This is a genomic window from Lysobacter sp. K5869, assembly GCF_018847975.1.
Taxonomy (GTDB): domain Bacteria; phylum Pseudomonadota; class Gammaproteobacteria; order Xanthomonadales; family Xanthomonadaceae; genus Lysobacter.
On record NZ_CP072597.1, the window covers coordinates 2,113,310 to 2,131,091 of the forward strand.

Consider the following 17,782-nt stretch of genomic DNA (forward strand, 5'->3'; position numbering starts at 1 on the left):
GCGCGCTTACTCGATCGCCTGCACGTCGACCAGACGCAGATTCTTGGTCGCGTACTTTTCCGAGGACTGGAACAGGCCCTGCCAGCTCTTCACCGCTTCCAGCGCATAGCCGCCGCTGCCGGCGCGGTACACGCCGACGTAGTTGCGCACGCCGGCTTCGACGAAGGTGTCCACGTCGATCAGGCGGTAGCCCGCGTCGGACAGCTGGTCCCACTTCGCGGTGAACGCGCTCCACGAGGCCGAGCGCGCCAGTTCGGTGGCGTCGGTGCCGGCGCGGTACACGCCGACGTATTGGCGCTGGCCGTTGCCGATGTCGAAGCTCTCCATGTCGATCAGGCGCAGGCCCAGGCCTTCGGCGATCTCGCGCTGGTTGGCGAAGGCGCTGTAGCCGGTGTGGCTCCACAGTCCGGCGTGGTCGGTGCCCGGACGGAACACGCCGACGTAATGGCGCTCGCTGCCGCTGAGGTAAGTGGTCAGATCGACCAGACGCTGGCCGTCGTCGCTGAGCTGTTTCCACACCGCGGTGAACTGCTCCCAGCTGGCGCCGTTGTACAGCGCGCCGGCGCCGCTGCCGCGCTTGAACACGCCGACGAAATGGCGGTCGCCGTTTTCGACGAAGGTGTCGATGTTCTCCAGGCGGAAGCCGTCGGCGACCAGTTCGTTGCGCTTGGCGACGAAGCCGGACCAGTTGGGCTTGTTGATGCGGATCTCGATCTCGTTGCCCGCGCGCCACACGCCGAGGTAGGTCTTTTCGTCCTTCTCGGCGGCGTCGAACGCGAACGCCTCGCTGGACGGATAGATCAGGCTGTAGGGCTGCGGCGCGGAGTGGTTGCTCAGCGCGGTCCAGTCGCTGGCGTCCATGTTGTTGGCGCCGGCCATCGCGTTGGCTTCGGCGCGGGTCAGGCTCTGGATCTCGGCGAAGGTCATCGGCCGCGGGCGGCGGTCGGTGCCGACGCACGGGGTGCCGCTTTCCTTGCTCACGTGCACGTGCAGGTGCGGGCCGCTGGACGCGCCGGTGTAGCCGACCTTGCCCAGGTACTGGCCGCGCTTGACGGTCGCGCCGGGCGCCAGCAACTCGGCCGGGATCGAGCCGGGCTGCAAGTGCGCGTACAGGGTGATCTCGTTGCCGTTCTTGAGGTTGAGGAAGTTGCCGCCGCTGGAGTACTGGCCGGTGCTCGGCGACACCGGCGCGGGTTCGAGCTCGGCCGACACGCGCGGGTAGTTCTTCCATTCCGGCAGGTCGTTGAGCGCGCTGCAGACGATGCCGTCGGCCATCGCGTAGACCGGCAGGCCGTAGGCGCGCTGGCCCTCGGCCTTGGTCGCGTCCGTGCCCGGGCGGCGGGCGTCCCAGGCGCTGCCGTTCCAGCCGGCGACGCTGGTGTCCAGGGCGAAGGCCTGGCTGCCGCCGAGGTGGTTGCTGGAGGTCTGCCAGGTTTCGTTCGGGCGCAGATCGCTGGCGTGGCCGGCGTAGCGCAGCGGGCCGCCCTGGTTGGTGGTGGTGGCCAGCGGCAGGGTCTTGATCACCGGGTTGCGGTAGCCCTGCAGGTACACCGCGATCTTGACCGTGGCCGGGTAGGGCGCGTCGATCACGACCGGGAACGAGTACGGCACCTTCGGCGCGTTCTCGTCCGCGTTCGGCCAATCGCAGCGGCAGTTCCAGAAGTCGATTTCGGTGCCCGGGGCGATCTCGGCCGGGGTCAGGTAGTTGGACGCGATCTGGTCCTGGATTTCGACCTTGACGACCTTGAGCGCGACGGTGTCGTTGTTGCGCAGCGACATCAGCAGCGAGATGCGGCCTTGCTTGGCGCCGCCGACCTGGGCCGGGCCGATGGGTTCGAGCACGACGTTGCCGCCCTCGAGCGGATTGACCACGTTGATGCTCAGGGCCTGGGCGTGAGCGCCGCCGGCGGCGCCGAGGGCGAGCAACAGGGCGACCGGCAGGGCGCGCAGGGCGGCGGAGGAAGCGGAAGCATGCGGTTTCATGATGGGAATTCCTTGTATGGGTGGTGAGATCACGCGGTCGCAGAGGGACGTGCCCTCAACCTGCGCGGCGGACCTGGGTCCGCCGCATCGGCTGGGCCTGCCCCGGTGGACCCGGGCGTGACCACGCCGCGCTTGATCGAAACAACCGGCGAACGGGGCGCGCTGCCATCACGCGATCGCGAATTTTTTTCCGCGACCGTTCAAGTCATTGATTCGAAAGGCGCGCGGCGGACGAAGGCGGCGGCCGCGGGCCTGGGCCTGCCGGCGCGCGGCGGCTCGGGCGACAATCGCGGCGGATCGGCGGCCGGCCGCGCCCCGTCGCGCCCGGTCAATCCGTTACAATTGAAACCAATAGACCCGACTGCACCGAACTTGAGGCCTGGATGAAACTCGGATCCCTGAAGGAAGGCGGCCGCGACGGCACGCTGATCGTCGTCTCGCGCGACCTGACCCGCGCCGTGCGCGCCACCGGCATCGCCGACAGCCTGCAGCGCGCGCTGGAGGATTGGTCGAACGCGGCGCCGCGCCTCAACGCGCTGTCCGACGCGCTCAACGAAGGCCGCGCCGACGGCGCCTTCGACCTGGACTTCGCCGCCCTGGCCGCGCCGATGCCGCGCGCTTACGAATTCGTCGACGGCAGCGCCTACCTGCCGCACGTCGAGCGCGTGCGCCGCGCCCGCGGCGCCGAAGTGCCGGAGAGCTTCTACGTCGATCCGCTGATGTACCAAGCCGTCAGCGCCGGCTTCTACGGCCCGCGCGATGCGGTGCGCGTGCCCGACGAGGCCTACGGCATCGACCTGGAAGCCGAAGTGGTGGTGATCACCGACGACGTGCCGATGGCGGCCACGCCCGAGCAGGCCGCCGGCCACATCCAGCTGGTCGGTCTGGTCAACGACGTCTCGCTGCGCAATCTGATTCCGAACGAACTGGCCAAGGGCTTCGGCTTCCTGCAGTCCAAGCCGCGCTCGGCGTTGAGCCCGGTGTTCGTGACCCCGGACGAACTCGGCCCGGCCTGGATCGACAGCAAGGTGCACCGCCCGCTGACCACGCACATCAACGGCGAGTGGTTCGGCGCGCCGGAAGCCGGCGTCGATATGCAGTTCAGCTTCGCTCAGCTGGTGGCCCACGCGGCCAAGACCCGGCCGCTGTCGGCCGGCACCATCGTCGGTTCCGGCACCGTCGCCAACGAGGACACCTCGCTGGGCGCGTCGTGCTTCGCCGAGAAGCGCACGGTGGAAACGCTGGAGCACGGCAAGCCGCTGACCCCGTTCATGAAGTACGGCGACGTCGTGCGCATCGAGATGTTCGACGCGGCCGGCGCCAGCATTTTCGGCGCGATCGAGCAGCGCATCGAACGGCCGTAAGCGCGTTTCGGCGCGAACGCACAGGGGAACGGGAGCGGCGCGCCGCGCCCGTTCCCTTTTTCGTTGCGCTGCAGCGAGTGTGCTTGGCGGCATCGTGCGCGTGACGAACGGTGCTCCGCGCCGACGCATGCCCGGCTAACTTCGGCACGCACGCGACGCAAACGTGGCATGCGTCGCAAGCCCGCGCGGCATCGACCCCGTGCGCGCGGGTTCCCCGTTAACCTGATTCCGTTTCCCAGCAAGGCCTACCGGTGAGCGATCAACTGCGTCTCTATTCGTACTGGCGTTCCAGCGCGTCCTACCGCGTGCGCATCGGCCTGAATCTGAAAGGCCTGGATTACGAAATCGTCCCGGTGCATCTGGTGCGCAACGGCGGCGAACAACACGATCCGGCGTACCGTCAGCTCAACCCGCAGGGCTTGGTGCCGGTGTTGCAGCACGGCACGCGCACGCTGACCCAGTCGATCGCGATCCTGGAATACCTCGACGAAGTCTGGCCGCGCCCGAACCTGTTGCCGGCGACCGCGCGCGACCGCCATCGCGTGCGCGCGATCGCCCAGACCATCGCCTGCGAGATCCATCCGCTCAACAATCTGCGCGTGCTGCAGTACCTGGACGGCACCTGGAACGTGCCGCAGCCCGAGCGCGACGGGTGGGTCAAGCACTGGATCGGCGAAGGCTTCGCCGCGGTGGAAGCGATGCTGTACGACCACCCGGCCACCGGCACCTTCTGCGAAGGCGACGCGCCGGGGCTGGCCGATTGCTGCCTGATCCCGCAGCTCTACAACGCGCGCCGCTTCGGCGTGCCGCTGGACGCGTTCCCGACCCTGTTGCGGATCGAGGAGGCGTGTCTGGCCTTGCCGGAGTTCGAACGGGCAAGGCCGGAGAATCAGCCGGATCGTCCGCCGGCTTGAGGCGTCGTCCGCGTCCGCGGCGAACCGTCGGGCGCGGAGGGAAGCGCCGGGGCTGAAATGCTTGCGCGAATTTGCAGGCGCCGACGCTGCATCTGATGCCGCGCCTCGGGTCGATGGTTCGCCTCGGCCCCGCGCGCCGCAGCAACGAAAACGGCCGCCCGAAGGCGGCCGTTTTTGCGATCCTCCGGCGGCGCTCAGTGCGTCGCCGACGCGTCGTACATGTCCGCGTAGGGATCGTGTTCGCCGGTGCCGCCCTCGGAGAGGCGGAACTTCAGCGACAGGCCCTCGCGCGAGTCGGCGGCCTTGAGCGCCTCCTCCATCTCGATCCGGCCTTCCTTGTACAGGCGGAACAGGCACTGGTCGAACGACTCCATGCCGTCTTCCAGCGACTCTTCCATCGCCTGCTTGATCTCGTGCACCTGGCCGCGGCGCATCAGGTCGCGGATGTGCGGGGTGTTGATCAGCACTTCCGCGGCCGGGATGCGGCGGCCGTCGGTGCCGACCACCAAGCGCTGCGACACCACCGCCTTGAGGTTCAGCGCCAGGTTCATCAGCACGTTCTTGTGCGCGGCCTCGGGGAAGAAGTTGAGGATGCGCTCGAGCGTCTGGTCGGCGTTGTTGGAGTGCAGCGTCGCCAGGCACAGATGGCCGGTTTCGGCGAAGGCGATGGCCGCCTCCATCGTGGTGGCGTCGAGGATTTCGCCGATCAGGATCACGTCCGGCGCTTCGCGCATCGCGTTTTTCAGCGCGTTGTGGAAGGCGTGGGTGTCCAGGCCGACCTCGCGCTGGTTGACGATCGACTTCTTGTGCTTGTGCAGGTATTCGATCGGATCCTCGATGGTGAGGATGTGGCCGGCGGTGTTGCTGTTGCGGTGATCGATCATCGAGGCCAGCGTGGTCGACTTGCCCGAGCCGGTGGAGCCGACGATCAGCACCAGACCGCGCGGGGCCATGATGATGCTCTTGAGCACCTGCGGCAGCTGCAGCTCCTCGATGCTGGGGATCACGCTGCGGATCGCGCGGATCACCATGCCGACTTCGCCGCGCTGCTTGAACACGTTGATGCGGAAACGGCCGGCGTCGGGCAGGGCCAGGGCCATGTTCAGTTCGAGGTCACGCTCGAACTGCGGAACTTGGCCCTCGTCCATCAGCGAATAGGCGATCTTCTTGACCATGCCCGGCGGCAAACCGGTGTTGCCGAGCGGGTACAGTCGACCCTCGACCTTGATGTAGACCGGCGCGCCGGTGGTCAAAAACATGTCCGACGCGTTCTTTTCCGTCATCAGCTTCAAGAAATAGCCGATGTCCATGCATTCTTACCCCTTGTTGACGCCGCGCACCGTTGCAAGCAGGCTGCCGGCTTGACGACAATGTTCACCGCGCGTCTTCCCTTCCGCACGGCACTCCCCAGAATGACCGCAAGCTTCGCACAAATTCGTTTGCCGCTGCTGGCCGCAGTTCTCGCTTCGGTCCTGGCCGGCTGCGCCTCCACGCCCCCGCCCACCGGCGAGCTGTCCGCCGCCCAGCAGGCGGTCATGCGCGCCGACGACGCCGATGCCGACCAATACGCGCCGCAAGACCTCAACGCCGCCCGCAGCGCGCTCAGCGCCGCCCAGGGCGCGTTGTCGCAGCGCAAGGACGAGGACGCCCGGCGTCTGGCGCTGCGCGCCACCGCCGAGGCCGATCTCGCCTTCGCCCGCAGCAAGGAGGCGATCGCCAACGCCGAGCTCAACCAGCGCCGGGCCGAGGTCGCCGAACTGCGCCGCCGCCTGCAGGGAGGTGGCCAGTGAGCCGGCGTGAGTCCGTCTTGCGCGCCGGCCTCGCCGCCGCGCTGTCGTTGGCCGCCTTCGCCGCCGCCGCCGCGCCGCCGGACGATCCGGAACTGGCGCGCCTGAGCCAGCGCCTGACCGTGCTGGAGGCCAGCCCCGACACCGCCCAGGTCGCCACCTTCGAGCGCTACCGCGCGCGTCAGGCGATCGACGCCGCCGTGCAGGCGCGCAGCCGCGACCGCGCCGAAGCGGTGCGGATCGCCGATCGCCGGGTCGAGACCGCCGAGATCGTGGTGCGCACGCAACTCGCCCAGCGCGAGTTGGATCGCCTCGACCGCGAGCGCAGCGAGTTGCTGGTCGAAGCCAGCCGCCGCGACGCCGACCGCGCCCGCGCCGAGGCCGAGCGCCTGCGCGTGCAGGCGCAGATCCAGGCCGAGGAAGCCGAGCGTCTGCGTCAGGCCGCCGATCAGGAAGCCGCGGCGCGCCAGCAGGCCGAGGGCTTGCTCGACGACGTCGCCGGCAAGCAGGCCGCGAAGCTGCGCGCCGCGCGCGAGCGCGATGCCGAACTGGCGCGCAAGGAGGCCGAGCTGCTCGGCGTCGATCCGCCGCCGGCGACGCCGCCGAAGCCCAAGCCGAAGAAGAAGTGAGCGCGGCGGGGCGAGCGCCCCGCGCGTTTCGAGCGAAACCGACGAGCCGGGCCAGCGCCCGGCTCGTCGCGTTTCGGGGCTGGGCGGGCGCCGCTGCGGCCGTCGCTGCCGGGGCGGGCCGTTTTCGCGGGAGGGTTTCGGACCGGGATGCCGGCCTTTGCGGCCGCCGCGGTTTACGCCGAACGCGCCGCGTTGGAACCCTCTCCCAACCCCCAGTCGCCGCCCGGCGGCGGCCGCGCCCGACGGGCGGCCAAAGCCAAGCGGGGCGCGGCTTTCGGGATCGGCCGCGGCTTTGCCGCGAGCCCCATCAATGTGGAAAATTTCAGCCAAATCATTGACTTGGCGGAGTCCTCCGCCGCTCGTCGGCGATCTTGCTGCAACCTGAAAACGCTTGCACCTCACCCTTGCCGGCGCCGGACCACAGGAGTAGGGTCGGTTATCCGAGCGACATCAAACACGCTCGGCGAAGAGCCAGGCCGATGACGCAAACGCCCTTTCCGCAGGAGTCCGGTGCCGCCCACGAGGGCGCGGCCGGAGTTCGCGAAGCCGGCGCCGCGTCCCGCCTGACCCACCATCTCACGCTCCCCCCGCAACGCCCTGGCTGAAAGGCCGGGGCGTTCGCATTCGTGCTGAAGGAGGCTTTTCATGTTCGAAGAACGACCGCAGCCTGAAATCGACGCGCTCATCAAGAGCAACCCCGAGTTCAAGCAGCTCTACCAGCGCCACAAGGACCTCGACAAAAAGGTCATGGACGCCGAACTCGGCGTGTTGCCGATCGACGACACCACGCTCGGACAGATGAAGCGCGAGAAATTGGCTGCGAAGGACCGTCTGGTCCAGTTGTACGAGTCGCAACAGCCTCATTGAGGCCTGCGCGTCGCCCGCGCCGCCGCCGATGGCGCAGCGCGGGCGCGGGCCCCCGGCCCGGCGCCGGAGGCCCGCGGGCCGGCACGGTGCCGGCTCGAGCCACGACGCACCGACATCGGGCGCGGCCTTCGGCCCCGCCCACGGAACCGGCGCCGGCCCGCGGCGCGGTCTCCAGACTCAGCGCGGGCGGCGGCGGCCATCCTCGTCGGCCGCCGCCGTCCGCGGCTGATACTTCCCCGTAGCGCTTCGATGCGCGCCGATGCCGGCCGCGGCTGATCCTGCCCGTGCGCTTCGATGCGCGCCGACGCCGGCCACGGCTGATCCTTCCCCTACGCTTCGATGCGCTCCGTCGCCGGTCGCGCGTCCCGTGGCGCGCGCGTCCGCCGTGCGGCGGACCCGGCGCAAACCGCGGCAAGGCGCGCAGAACCGCCCGCCCGCGAAACCTGTCCCGCCCGGCAAGGCCGGCGTCCGGCCGCGGGCCGCGGCTAGAATGGCGCGGTTCGCCGCACGGTAGCGGCTCGCAGGAATCGCATGGCCATCCACAACTCGGTACTCGAACTCATCGGCAACACCCCGGTCGTCAAGGCCCAGCGCCTGGACACCGGCGTGTGCGAGCTCTATCTCAAGCTCGAATCGCAGAACCCGGGCGGATCGATCAAGGACCGCATCGGCCTGTCGATGATCGAAGCGGCGGAAAAGGCCGGCAAGATCAAGCCCGGCGACACCCTGGTCGAGGGCACCGCCGGCAACACCGGCATCGGCCTGGCCCTGGTCGCGCAGCAGAAGGGCTACAAGCTGCTGCTGGTGGTCCCGGACAAGATGAGCCGGGAAAAGATCTTCAACCTCAAGGCGATGGGCGCGCAGGTGGTGCTGACCCGTTCGGACGTGGCCAAGGGCCACCCGGACTACTACCAGGATCTGGCCGAGCGCATCGCCCGCGAAACCCCCGGCGCCTACTTCATCAACCAGTTCGGCAACCCCGACAACCCGGCCGCGCATGAGTTCGGCACCGGGCCGGAGATCCTGGAACAGATGGGCGGCCAGCTCGACGCGATCGTGTTCGGCTGTGGCAGCTCCGGCACCATGACCGGCCTGTCGCGCGCCTTCGCCAAGCTCTCGCCCTCGACCGAGCTGGTGCTGGCCGATCCGGTCGGTTCGATCCTGGAGGAGTACATCAACCGCGGCACGCTGTCGGACAAGTCGGCGAGCTGGATGGTCGAGGGCATCGGCGAGGACTTCCTGCCGCCGATCTCCGACTTCACCCGGGTCAAGAAAGCCTATGCCATCGCCGACAAGGAAAGCTTCCTGACCGCGCGCGAGCTGCTGGAAAAAGAGGGCATTCTCGGCGGTTCCTCGACCGGCACGCTGCTCGCCGCGGCGCTGCGCTATTGCCGCGAACAGACCACGCCGAAGAAGGTGCTGGTGTTCGTCTGCGACACCGGCAACAAGTACCTGTCGAAGATGTACAACGACTACTGGATGCTCGACAACGGCTTCATCCAGCGCGAGCAGCACGGCGATCTGCGCGATCTGATCCTGCGCCCGTATTCGCAGCGCGACACCGTCGTGGTCGGCCCCAACGATCTGCTGGTGACCGCGTACCAGCGCATGAAGCTCTACGACGTGTCGCAGTTGCCGGTGATGGACGGCGAGCACATCGTCGGCATCGTCGACGAGAGCGACGTGTTGCTGCACGTGTACGGCGACGAGTCGCGTTTCCGCGATCCGGTGTCGACCGCGATGGTCAGCAAGCTCGACAAGATCCAGGTCGGCGAGCCGATCGAATCGCTGCTGCCGGTGTTCGACCGCGGCCACGTCGCCATCGTCGCCGACGGCGAGAAGTTCCTCGGCCTGATCACCCGCATCGACCTGCTCAACTTCCTGCGCCGCCGGGTGCAGTGAGCCGCCGCGGCCGCCCGTGCGCGGGCGGCCGGGTCGCCGCGAAGGCGCGTTGGCCCGGGACGGGCGCGCCGATGCCGCGAAGGCGCATTCAGTGTCGCTTTCCTGAATTCGCATTCAGCTTGAATCGCGCGCATTTCGTGCGCTGCGTCGCAGCGCATACGTCGGCGGATGGCGCGCTCGCCCCGTATCCCGGGTACGCCTGCATCCCGCCTGAAGTGCGGCCGCGTGAATCCGGGCGCCCACCCGGGCGATGTTAGAATTCACGGTTACGTCCATCGGCCGAACTCTGGCCGGACACACAGCGCACGGAACCGATTCGATGAGCCAACAGCAGCCGCAAGACGGAGCGCGCAAGCCCGGCCTGGGCACCCTCGCGATCCACGCCGGCCAATCGCCGGACCCCAGCACCGGCGCGGTGATGCCGCCGATCTACGCGACCTCGACCTACGCCCAGAGCAGCCCCGGCCAGCACCAGGGCTTCGAATACTCGCGCAGCCACAACCCGACCCGGTTCGCCTACGAGCGCTGCGTCGCCGGCCTGGAAGGCGGCAGCCGCGGTTACGCCTTCGCCTCCGGCTTGGCCGCGACCTCGACCATCCTGGAGATGCTCGACGCCGGCAGCCACGTCATCGCCATGGACGACGTCTACGGCGGCACCTACCGCCTGTTCGAGCGCGTGCGCCGCCGCAGCGCCGGCCTGGACTTCAGCTGGGTCGACCTGAGCGACGCGGCCGCCTTCGAGGCGGCGATCCGCCCGGAAACCAAGCTGGTGTGGATCGAGACCCCGACCAACCCGCTGCTCAAGCTGGTCGACATCGCCCAGATCGCCGAAATCGCGCGCAAGCGCGGCCTGATCGTGGTGGTCGACAACACCTTCTCCTCGCCGATCCTGCAGCGCCCGCTGGAACTGGGCGCGCACATCGTCATGCACTCGGCGACCAAGTACCTCAACGGCCACTCCGACATCGTCGGCGGCATCGCCGTGGTCGGCGACGCGCCGGAACTGGAAGAGCAGCTGACCTTCCTGCAGAACGCGGTCGGCGGCATCCAGGGCCCGTTCGACAGCTTCCTCGCCCTGCGCGGCCTGAAGACGCTGCACTTGCGCATGAAGGCGCACTGCGAGAACGCGCAGGCGTTGGCCGAATGGTTGGAAACCCATCCTTCGGTGGAAAAGGTGCTGTACCCGGGCCTGAAATCGCACCCGCAGCACGAACTGGCCAAGCGCCAGATGCACGGCTTCGGCGGCATGATCAGCATTTACGTCAAGGGCGGCATGGACGGCGCGCGCCGGATGATGGAGCGCTGCCACCTGTTCACCATCGCCGAGTCGCTCGGCGGCGTGGAGAGCCTGGTCAATCACCCCGCGGTGATGACGCATGCCTCGATCCCGCCGGACCGCCGCGCCGCGTTGGGCATCACCGACAATCTGGTGCGCTTGAGCGTCGGCGTCGAAGACGTCGCGGATTTGCGCGACGAGCTCGAGCGGGCGTTGGCCGGTTGAGGCGGATGGCCGCTTCCGCCGATTCCTCGACCGACCGACCCTCGCCGGACCGCCCCGTGCAGGCCGCCACCTCCCGTTCCGATGCGGGCATGTTGCTGCTCGGGCTGTCGGCCTGGGTGCGCCGGCAGGGCTGGCTGCGCGCCGTGTACCGGCGCTTTCCGCAGCGCTTGCGCGACAAGGTGTCGTTCATGCTGGCCGCTCGCGCGAGCCGGCGCGCGCGGTTCGCGCGCACGCCGGCGTGGTCGCGCCCGCTGCCGGCGCAGGCGGCGATCGCCGCGCCCGCCGCGGCGCGCGGCGACGCGCCGGGCGTCAACATCTTCGCCTACCTGCGCGGGCAGTTCGGCCTGGCCGAGAGCGCGCGCATGTACGGCCGCGCGCTGATCGAGGCCGGCTATCCGGTGGCCTTGCACGACATCGCCATCGACCTGCCGCACGGCCTGGACGACCGCAGCCTGGATGCGCACATCGGCGAGGACGCCGCGCATTCGATCAGCATCATCTTCGTCAATCCCGATTACCTCGACGAAGCGCTGCGCCACATCGGCGAGGCCAAGCTCAAGGGCCGCTACCTGATCGCCTGTTGGTTTTGGGAATTGGAAGAGATCCCCGCCGACTGGCTGCCGGCGCTGGAGTCGGTCGACGAGATCCTGGTCGCGACCGAATTCGTCGAGCGCGCGTTCCGGCGCGTGACGGACAAGCCGATCCTGCGCGTGCCCTTGCCGCTGTGCCCGGTGCCCGACAGCGGGCTGGCGCGCGAAGACTTCGGCCTGGAGCCGGACCGGCTGGTGTTCCTGGTCACCTTCGATTTCAACTCCTGGATCCACCGCAAGAATCCGTTCGCGGTGGTCGAGGCGTTCCAGCGCGCGTTCCCGCCGGAACGCCAGGACGTGCAGCTGCTGCTCAAGTCCAGCAACGGCTACCGCCATCCCGACAACTTCCTCAGCCTGCTGGCGCTGGGCGCGCGCGACCCGCGCATCGTCGTGCGCGACGAGGTGATCGACCGCGCCCACGTGCACGCGCTGCAGCGCTGCGCCGACGTCTACGTGTCGCTGCACCGCGCCGAGGGCTTCGGCCTGGGGCTGGCCGAGAGCATGGCGCTGGGCAAGCCGGTGATCGGCACCGGCTGGTCCGGCAACCTGGAATTCATGAGCGAGCGCGACAGTTGCCTGGTCGACTACCGCCTGGTGCCGGTGGGCGAGGGCGAGTACCCGCATCCGCCCGGCGCGCAATGGGCGCAGGCGGACGTCGAGCACGCGGCGCGGCACATGCGCCGGCTCGCCGACGACCGCGCCTACGCCGCCGAACTGGGCCGGCGCGCGCGCGAATCGGTCGCGCGCACGCTGGCGCCGGAAGCGGCCGCCGATGCCATCGCCGCGCGGCTGCGCGAGATTTCCGCGATGCGCGCGCGCGCCGTCGCCGCGCCGTCGCGGCCAGAAACCACCGGGAGTCCCTGATCATGGTAGGTATGTTCGGCGCCGCATGGCGCTACCGCGGTTTCATCGCCTCATCGGTGATGAACGAGTTCAAGGCGCGGTTCTCGCGCAGCACCTTCGGCGCGTTGTGGATCATCCTGCAGCCCTTGGCCCAGGTGATCATCTTCGCGACCATCCTGTCCAACGTGCTGGCCGCGCGGCTGGAAGGCGTCGACAACAAGTACGCCTACGCCATCTACCTGATGTCGGGCATCCTGTGCTGGTCGCTGTTCGCCGAGATCGTGCAGCGCCTGCAGAACGTGTTCCTCGACAACACCACGTTGCTCAAGAAGATGCAGTTCCCGCGCATCGCGCTGCCGGTGATCTCGGTGGGTTCCTCGCTGGTCAACAACATCGCCCTGCTGTGCGTGGTGATGCTGATCCTGCCGATCCTGGGCGTCTATCCCAACACGTATTACTTGTGGCTGCCGCTGCTGCTGGTGCTGACCGTGGCCCTGGCCACCGGCGTGGGCCTGATCGTCGGCGTGCTCAACGTGTTCGTGCGCGACGTCGGCCACGTGATGGCGGTGGTGCTGCAGTTCTGGTTCTGGGTCACTCCGATCATCTATCCGATCAAGATCGTGCCGTCCGGCTTCAAGGCCTCGCTGGCGTTCAATCCGGTGGCGCCGTTGGCGATGGCCTACCACGACGTGATCGTCTACCAGCGCGCGCCGCAGCTGAGCCTGGTCCCGGTGGCGGCGACCGCGGCGGTGCTGCTGGCGATCGCGATGTTCCTGTTTCGCCGCGCCTCCGCGGAAATGGTGGACGTGCTATGAGCGGTCCGGTGATGGTGGTCGAAAAGGTCGGCAAGTCGTACGTCGAGTACGCCAGCGAGCTGCAGCGCTTCGCGCGCTGGTTCGGCGTGCCGGTGAAGCCGCGGCATGAGCATTGGGTGATCCGCGATGTGTCCTTCAGCGTCCATCAGGGCGAGTCGATCGGCATCATCGGCCAGAACGGCGCCGGCAAGAGCACCTTGCTGAAGATGATCACCGGCACCACCAAGCCCAGCGAGGGCCGGGTGTCGGTGCACGGGCGGGTCTCGGCGCTGCTGGAGCTGGGCCTGGGCTTCAACGGCGAGCTCACCGGCCGCCAGAACGTGGTCCACGCCGCCGGCCTGATGGGCCTGCCGCAGGATCAGATCGAGGCGCTGATGCCGCAGATCGAGGACTTCGCCGAGGTCGGCGAATACTTCGATCAGGCGGTGCGCACCTACTCCAGCGGCATGCAGATGCGCGTGGCGTTCGCGGTGGCCACCGCGGTGCGGCCGGACGTGCTGATCGTCGACGAGGCGCTGTCGGTCGGCGACACCTACTTCGTCCACAAGTGCTTCAAGCGCATCCACGAATTCCGCGACGCCGGCACCACCTTGCTGATCGTTTCGCACGACGCGGTGGCGATCCAGGCGCTGTGCGACCGCGCGATCCTGCTCGACGGCGGCAAGGCCGTGCTCGACAGCGATCCCTACGAAGTCTTCGACTACTACAACGCGCTGATCGCCCAACGCGAGAACAGCTCGGTCAAGACCGAGTTGTCCAAGGACGGCAAGGTCGCGACCGAGTCGGGCACCGGCGAGGCCGAGATCGTCGAGCTGCAACTGCTCGACCAGAACGACGCGCCGGTCGAATTCGTCGGCGTCGGCCATCCGGTGACGCTGCGCGCGCGGGTGCGCGTGCACGACGCGCTGGAGCGGCTGGTGTTCGGCTACATGATCCGCGACCGCCTCGGTCAGGCCATCTACGGCACCAACACCCACCACACCGGGCAGGCCAGCGAGCGCTTGCCGGCCGGCAGCGAGGTCGAGTTCCGGGTGCGCTTCCCCGCCAATCTGGGCGTGGGCACGTACTCGTTCTCGGTGGCGTTGACCGGCGCGGAAACCCATCTGCAGAAAAACTATCAGTGGCGCGATCTCGCGCTGGTGTTCACCGTGGCCAATCTGGATCAGCCGATGTTCGTGGGCACCGCATGGATTCCGCCGGCCATCGAGGTGTCGTCCTCGGCGGCGGCGCGGGCGGAGGCGGTGCGATGAACCAGCCTTTGGACCCGATGAACGTCGATGGGGTGATGCAGGCGGTTTCCGCACGCCTGCGCGATTCGATCCCGATCGAATCCGACGCGGCGGGCGGCGGCGCCGACGGCGCGGTCGAACGCATGCGCGCCCAGCTCGACCGCGCGTTCTCGCGCAGCGGCGGCGGCGAGAACGGCGAACTGCAGCACTGGCGCTCGGTCACCCACTCGATTCCGATCAAGCGCGAGTACGTGCTGTCGGAGCTGCTCGGCCCGGCCGACGCCAGCTTCGTGGAGATGGCCTACCGCGTGGTGTTGCGGCGCGACCCGGACCCGGAAGGCTACGACTTCTTCCTGCACGAGCTGCGTTCGGGCCACACCACCAAGGTCGAGGTGCTGGGCGCGTTGCGCTGGTCGGCCGAGGGCATGGCCAAGCAAGTGCACATCGACGGGCTGATGCTGCCGTACAAGCTGCAGCAGTGGAAACGCAAGCCGCTGTTCGGCCGCGCGCTGTCGTGGCTGCACGGGCTGGCGCGGTTGGGCAGCCTGTTCGATCGCCAGTACACGATGGAAGCCACCCAGGCCCGCGAGGCGCACGAGCTCGGCCGCCACGTCAATCTGCTGATGGACGAATTGAGCCAGATGCGCGGCCAACAGGCCGGGCTGCTGCGCAACGTCGCGCGGATGATGCCGATGTTCGAGCGGATGCACGCCGCCGATCTGGAGCGCGAGCGCTTCCAGCCGACCATGGACAAGCTCTACGCCGACTTCGAGGACGAGTTCCGCGGTTCGCGCGAACTGGTGCGCGCGCGGATCGAGCCGTACCTGGACTGGATCCGCGAAGCCGGCGCCGGCAGCGCCGACGCGCCGGTGATCGACATCGGCTGCGGCCGCGGCGAATGGCTGGAATTGCTCGGCGAACACGGGCTCGTGGCCAGCGGCATCGACCTCAATCGCGACTTCGTCGACAACTGCGCCGGCACCGGCCTGAAGGTGGTCGAAGGCGACGCGGTGGACGTGCTGCGCGAGGTCCCGGAAGGCTCGGTCGGCGCCATCACCTCGATGCATCTGGTCGAGCACCTGCCGTTCGAGCGGGTGGTGAGCCTGATCGACGCCGCGCTGCGCGCGCTGCGGCCCGGCGGCTTGCTGTTGCTGGAGACGCCGAACCCGGAAAACCTGCTGGTCGGCTCGCATTACTTCTACATGGACCCCACCCACCTCAATCCGCTGCCGCCGGCGATGCTGCGCTGGGTGGTGGAGAACCGCGGCTTCGCCGATTCGCGCATCGAGCGCCTGAGCGCGCACCGCCCGGTCAACGCGCCGCCGATGCTGCCGCCGGAAGTGGCCGGCTCCAAGTCGATCAACGACATGCTGTGGCATCTGCACATCGCCCCGGACTACGCCATCGTGGCGAGGCGCCCATGAGCGCGGCCGCGACCGCGCACGCCTCGCCGCGCCGCCTGCTGGTGACCGGCGGCAGCGGCTTCGTCGGCCGCTACGTCGAAGCGGCGGTGCGCGCCGGCGATTTCGGCGACTACGAATTCTGTGCGCCCGCGCACGGCTGGGACATCCGCGACCCCGACGCGGTCGCGCGCACGGTCGACGAGCTGCGCCCGCACGCGGTGCTGCATCTGGCGGCGCAGAGCTTCGTGCCGCGCTCGTTCGAGGATCCGCGCGAGACCTTCGAGATCAACACGCTGGGAACGTTGAACCTGCTGCAGGCGCTCAAGCGCGGCGGGTTCGACGGGCGTTTCCTCTACATCAGCTCGGGCGACGTGTACGGCCAGGTGGACGAGGCGCAGATGCCGGTGACCGAGGCGCTGATGCCGGCGCCGCGCAATCCCTACGCGGTCAGCAAGCTCGCCGCCGAGCAGCTGTGCCTGCAGTGGCAGCGCAGCGAGGGGCTCGACGCGATCGTGCTGCGCCCGTTCAACCACATCGGCCCGGGCCAGGGGCGGCAGTTCGTGCTGCCGGCGCTGGCCAGCCAGGTCGTGGCGATCGCCCAGGGCCGGCAGGCTCCGGTGATCGAGGCCGGCGACATCGACACCACGCGCGACTTCACCGACGTGCGCGACATCGTCGCCGCCTACGCCGCCGCCCTGCGCGACGGCGCGAGCGGCGGCCTGTATCTGGTGGCCTCCGGGGTGGAGCGCAAAGTGCGCGACCTGCTGGAGGCCATGTGCCGTATCGAAGGCGTTCACGCGGAAATCCGCCAGGATCCGGCCAAATTGCGCCGGGCCGAGCAGCGCCGGATGGTGGGGTCCTCGCAAGCGTTGCGCGAGGCGACCGGCTGGACCCCGCGCATTGCGATAGACCAGACCTTGCAAGACATTCTAATCGACCAGCGGAACCACTCATGAGCAACAAGAACGCATTGATCACGGGCATCACCGGCCAGGACGGCGCCTATCTTTCGCAACTGCTGCTGTCCAAGGGCTACGGGGTGTACGGCGTCCTGGCCCGGCGCAGCACCGATACGCTGTGGCGTCTGCGCGAGCTGGGGATCGCCGATCGGGTGACGTTGCTCGACGGCGACCTGACCGACCTGTCCTCGATGATCCGGGCGATGGACACCTCCAAGGCCGACGAGGTCTACAACCTCGGCGCGCAGAGCTTCGTCGGCTCGTCCTGGCAGCAGCCGCTGCTGACCGCGCAGGTCGACGGCGTCGGCGCGCTCAACGTGCTCGAGGCGGTGCGCATCGTCAATCCGAAGGCGCGTTTCTACCAGGCTTCGACCAGCGAAATGTTCGGCTTGATCCAGGCCGAAATGCAGGACGAGACCACCCCGTTCTACCCGCGCAGCCCGTACGGCGTGGCCAAGCTGATGGCGCACTGGGCCACGGTGAACTACCGCGAAAGCTTCGGCATGCACGCCTCCAGCGGCATCTTGTTCAATCACGAATCGCCGCTGCGCGGCATCGAATTCGTGACCCGCAAGGTCACCGACGCGGTCGCGCGCATCAAGCTCGGCCTGCAGAGCGAACTGCGCCTGGGCAACATCGACGCCAAGCGCGACTGGGGCTTCGCCGGCGACTACGTCGAGGCGATGTGGCTGATGACCCAGCAGGAAAGCGGCGGCGATTACGTGGTCGCCACCGGCGAAACCACCACCGTGCGCGACATGTGCAAGATCGCTTTCGGTCACGTCGGCCTGAACATGGAAGACCATCTGGTCATCGACGAGAAGTTCTTCCGCCCGGCCGAAGTCGACGTTCTGCTCGGAAATCCGGCCAAGGCCAAGGCGAAACTGGGCTGGGCGCCCAAGACCTCGCTGCAGCAGTTGATCACGATGATGGTGGATGCCGACGTGCGCCGCCTGAGCGCGCGCTGAGCACTACCGCCGGCCCGTGGGGAGGCGG

Annotated in this window: 16 protein-coding genes; 14 read left to right on the top strand and 2 right to left on the bottom strand. The window is 68.6% G+C overall.

All coding sequences use genetic code 11. The features are described 5' to 3' along the window. Positions 1–6: 6 nt before the first annotated feature. Entirely contained in the window at positions 7–1,983 is a 1,977-nt protein-coding gene (locus J5226_RS09105; protein ID WP_215839599.1) for a peptidoglycan DD-metalloendopeptidase family protein, read from the bottom strand. 117 nt (positions 1,984–2,100) lie between these two features. Here J5226_RS09105 and J5226_RS09110 point away from each other — a divergent pair, with 117 nt between their 5' ends. The 3 genes from J5226_RS09110 to maiA all read left to right on the top strand — a co-directional run bounded on the left by J5226_RS09110 (position 2,101) and on the right by maiA (position 4,261). Beyond that, complete coding sequence (locus tag J5226_RS09110) at positions 2,101–2,370, top strand: hypothetical protein (RefSeq protein ID WP_215839600.1); 270 nt, start codon at positions 2,101–2,103, stop codon at positions 2,368–2,370. Continuing rightward, complete coding sequence (locus J5226_RS09115) at positions 2,367–3,347, top strand: fumarylacetoacetate hydrolase family protein (RefSeq protein WP_215839601.1); 981 nt, start codon at positions 2,367–2,369, stop codon at positions 3,345–3,347. The genes J5226_RS09110 and J5226_RS09115 overlap by 4 nt, the downstream gene beginning before the upstream one ends. A 251-nt stretch (positions 3,348–3,598) precedes the next feature. Next, complete coding sequence (gene maiA, locus J5226_RS09120) at positions 3,599–4,261, top strand: maleylacetoacetate isomerase (RefSeq protein WP_215839602.1); 663 nt, start codon at positions 3,599–3,601, stop codon at positions 4,259–4,261. A gap of 194 nt (positions 4,262–4,455) precedes the next feature. On the opposite strand, the gene J5226_RS09125 is transcribed toward maiA, so the two are convergent. Beyond that, the gene (locus tag J5226_RS09125; protein WP_215839603.1) at positions 4,456–5,571 is read right to left on the bottom strand and encodes a PilT/PilU family type 4a pilus ATPase; all 1,116 of its coding nucleotides are present in this window, start codon (positions 5,569–5,571) and stop codon (positions 4,456–4,458) included. Positions 5,572–5,673: 102 nt separating this feature from the next. Here J5226_RS09125 and J5226_RS09130 point away from each other — a divergent pair, with 102 nt between their 5' ends. From J5226_RS09130 to J5226_RS09180, 11 genes are all read left to right on the top strand, one after another. Next, the gene (locus tag J5226_RS09130; protein WP_215839604.1) at positions 5,674–6,051 is read left to right on the top strand and encodes a DUF4398 domain-containing protein; all 378 of its coding nucleotides are present in this window, start codon (positions 5,674–5,676) and stop codon (positions 6,049–6,051) included. Between the two features lie 17 nt (positions 6,052–6,068). Next, complete coding sequence (locus J5226_RS09135; RefSeq protein ID WP_215839605.1) at positions 6,069–6,677, top strand: hypothetical protein; 609 nt, start codon at positions 6,069–6,071, stop codon at positions 6,675–6,677. Between the two features lie 645 nt (positions 6,678–7,322). Continuing rightward, positions 7,323–7,544, top strand: coding sequence for a YdcH family protein (locus tag J5226_RS09140; RefSeq protein ID WP_215839606.1), 222 nt, complete (start codon positions 7,323–7,325; stop codon positions 7,542–7,544). A 531-nt stretch (positions 7,545–8,075) separates the two neighbouring features. Continuing rightward, entirely contained in the window at positions 8,076–9,446 is a 1,371-nt protein-coding gene (locus tag J5226_RS09145) for a pyridoxal-phosphate dependent enzyme (RefSeq protein ID WP_215839607.1), read from the top strand. A 319-nt stretch (positions 9,447–9,765) separates the two neighbouring features. Next, positions 9,766–10,947, top strand: a complete 1,182-nt coding sequence (locus J5226_RS09150) for a cystathionine gamma-synthase (RefSeq protein WP_215839608.1) — start codon at positions 9,766–9,768, stop codon at positions 10,945–10,947. 5 nt (positions 10,948–10,952) lie between these two features. Beyond that, positions 10,953–12,401: a glycosyltransferase family 4 protein gene (locus J5226_RS09155; protein WP_215839609.1), complete on the top strand. Its 1,449-nt coding sequence runs from the start codon at positions 10,953–10,955 to the stop codon at positions 12,399–12,401. A 2-nt stretch (positions 12,402–12,403) separates the two neighbouring features. After that, positions 12,404–13,195 (top strand): ABC transporter permease, encoded by a 792-nt coding sequence (locus J5226_RS09160; RefSeq protein ID WP_215839610.1) that lies wholly within the window; start codon positions 12,404–12,406, stop codon positions 13,193–13,195. Then, complete coding sequence (locus J5226_RS09165) at positions 13,192–14,445, top strand: ABC transporter ATP-binding protein (RefSeq protein WP_215839611.1); 1,254 nt, start codon at positions 13,192–13,194, stop codon at positions 14,443–14,445. Before J5226_RS09160 ends, J5226_RS09165 begins: the two co-directional genes overlap by 4 nt. Continuing rightward, positions 14,442–15,848: a methyltransferase domain-containing protein gene (locus J5226_RS09170; RefSeq protein WP_215839612.1), complete on the top strand. Its 1,407-nt coding sequence runs from the start codon at positions 14,442–14,444 to the stop codon at positions 15,846–15,848. The genes J5226_RS09165 and J5226_RS09170 overlap by 4 nt, the downstream gene beginning before the upstream one ends. Next, positions 15,845–16,783, top strand: a complete 939-nt coding sequence (locus tag J5226_RS09175; protein WP_215839613.1) for a GDP-mannose 4,6-dehydratase — start codon at positions 15,845–15,847, stop codon at positions 16,781–16,783. Before J5226_RS09170 ends, J5226_RS09175 begins: the two co-directional genes overlap by 4 nt. Further along, entirely contained in the window at positions 16,780–17,754 is a 975-nt protein-coding gene (locus J5226_RS09180) for a GDP-mannose 4,6-dehydratase (RefSeq protein WP_215839614.1), read from the top strand. Before J5226_RS09175 ends, J5226_RS09180 begins: the two co-directional genes overlap by 4 nt. The last annotated feature ends 28 nt before the right edge of the window (positions 17,755–17,782 follow it).

Excerpts from the sequence above, each read along its gene's own strand:
- J5226_RS09170 (WP_215839612.1), top strand. The coding sequence starts at position 14,442 with ATGAACCAGCCTTTGGACCCGATGAACGTCGATGGGGTGATGCAGGCG.
- J5226_RS09150 (WP_215839608.1), top strand. The coding sequence starts at position 9,766 with ATGAGCCAACAGCAGCCGCAAGACGGAGCGCGCAAGCCCGGCCTGGGC.
- J5226_RS09165 (WP_215839611.1), top strand. The coding sequence starts at position 13,192 with ATGAGCGGTCCGGTGATGGTGGTCGAAAAGGTCGGCAAGTCGTACGTC.
- J5226_RS09175 (WP_215839613.1), top strand. The coding sequence starts at position 15,845 with ATGAGCGCGGCCGCGACCGCGCACGCCTCGCCGCGCCGCCTGCTGGTG.
- J5226_RS09140 (WP_215839606.1), top strand. The coding sequence starts at position 7,323 with ATGTTCGAAGAACGACCGCAGCCTGAAATCGACGCGCTCATCAAGAGC.
- J5226_RS09155 (WP_215839609.1), top strand. The coding sequence starts at position 10,953 with ATGGCCGCTTCCGCCGATTCCTCGACCGACCGACCCTCGCCGGACCGC.
- J5226_RS09130 (WP_215839604.1), top strand. The coding sequence starts at position 5,674 with ATGACCGCAAGCTTCGCACAAATTCGTTTGCCGCTGCTGGCCGCAGTT.
- J5226_RS09125 (WP_215839603.1), bottom strand. The coding sequence starts at position 5,571 with ATGGACATCGGCTATTTCTTGAAGCTGATGACGGAAAAGAACGCGTCG.
- J5226_RS09145 (WP_215839607.1), top strand. The coding sequence starts at position 8,076 with ATGGCCATCCACAACTCGGTACTCGAACTCATCGGCAACACCCCGGTC.
- J5226_RS09180 (WP_215839614.1), top strand. The coding sequence starts at position 16,780 with ATGAGCAACAAGAACGCATTGATCACGGGCATCACCGGCCAGGACGGC.
- J5226_RS09115 (WP_215839601.1), top strand. The coding sequence starts at position 2,367 with ATGAAACTCGGATCCCTGAAGGAAGGCGGCCGCGACGGCACGCTGATC.
- J5226_RS09160 (WP_215839610.1), top strand. The coding sequence starts at position 12,404 with ATGGTAGGTATGTTCGGCGCCGCATGGCGCTACCGCGGTTTCATCGCC.
- J5226_RS09105 (WP_215839599.1), bottom strand. The coding sequence starts at position 1,983 with ATGAAACCGCATGCTTCCGCTTCCTCCGCCGCCCTGCGCGCCCTGCCG.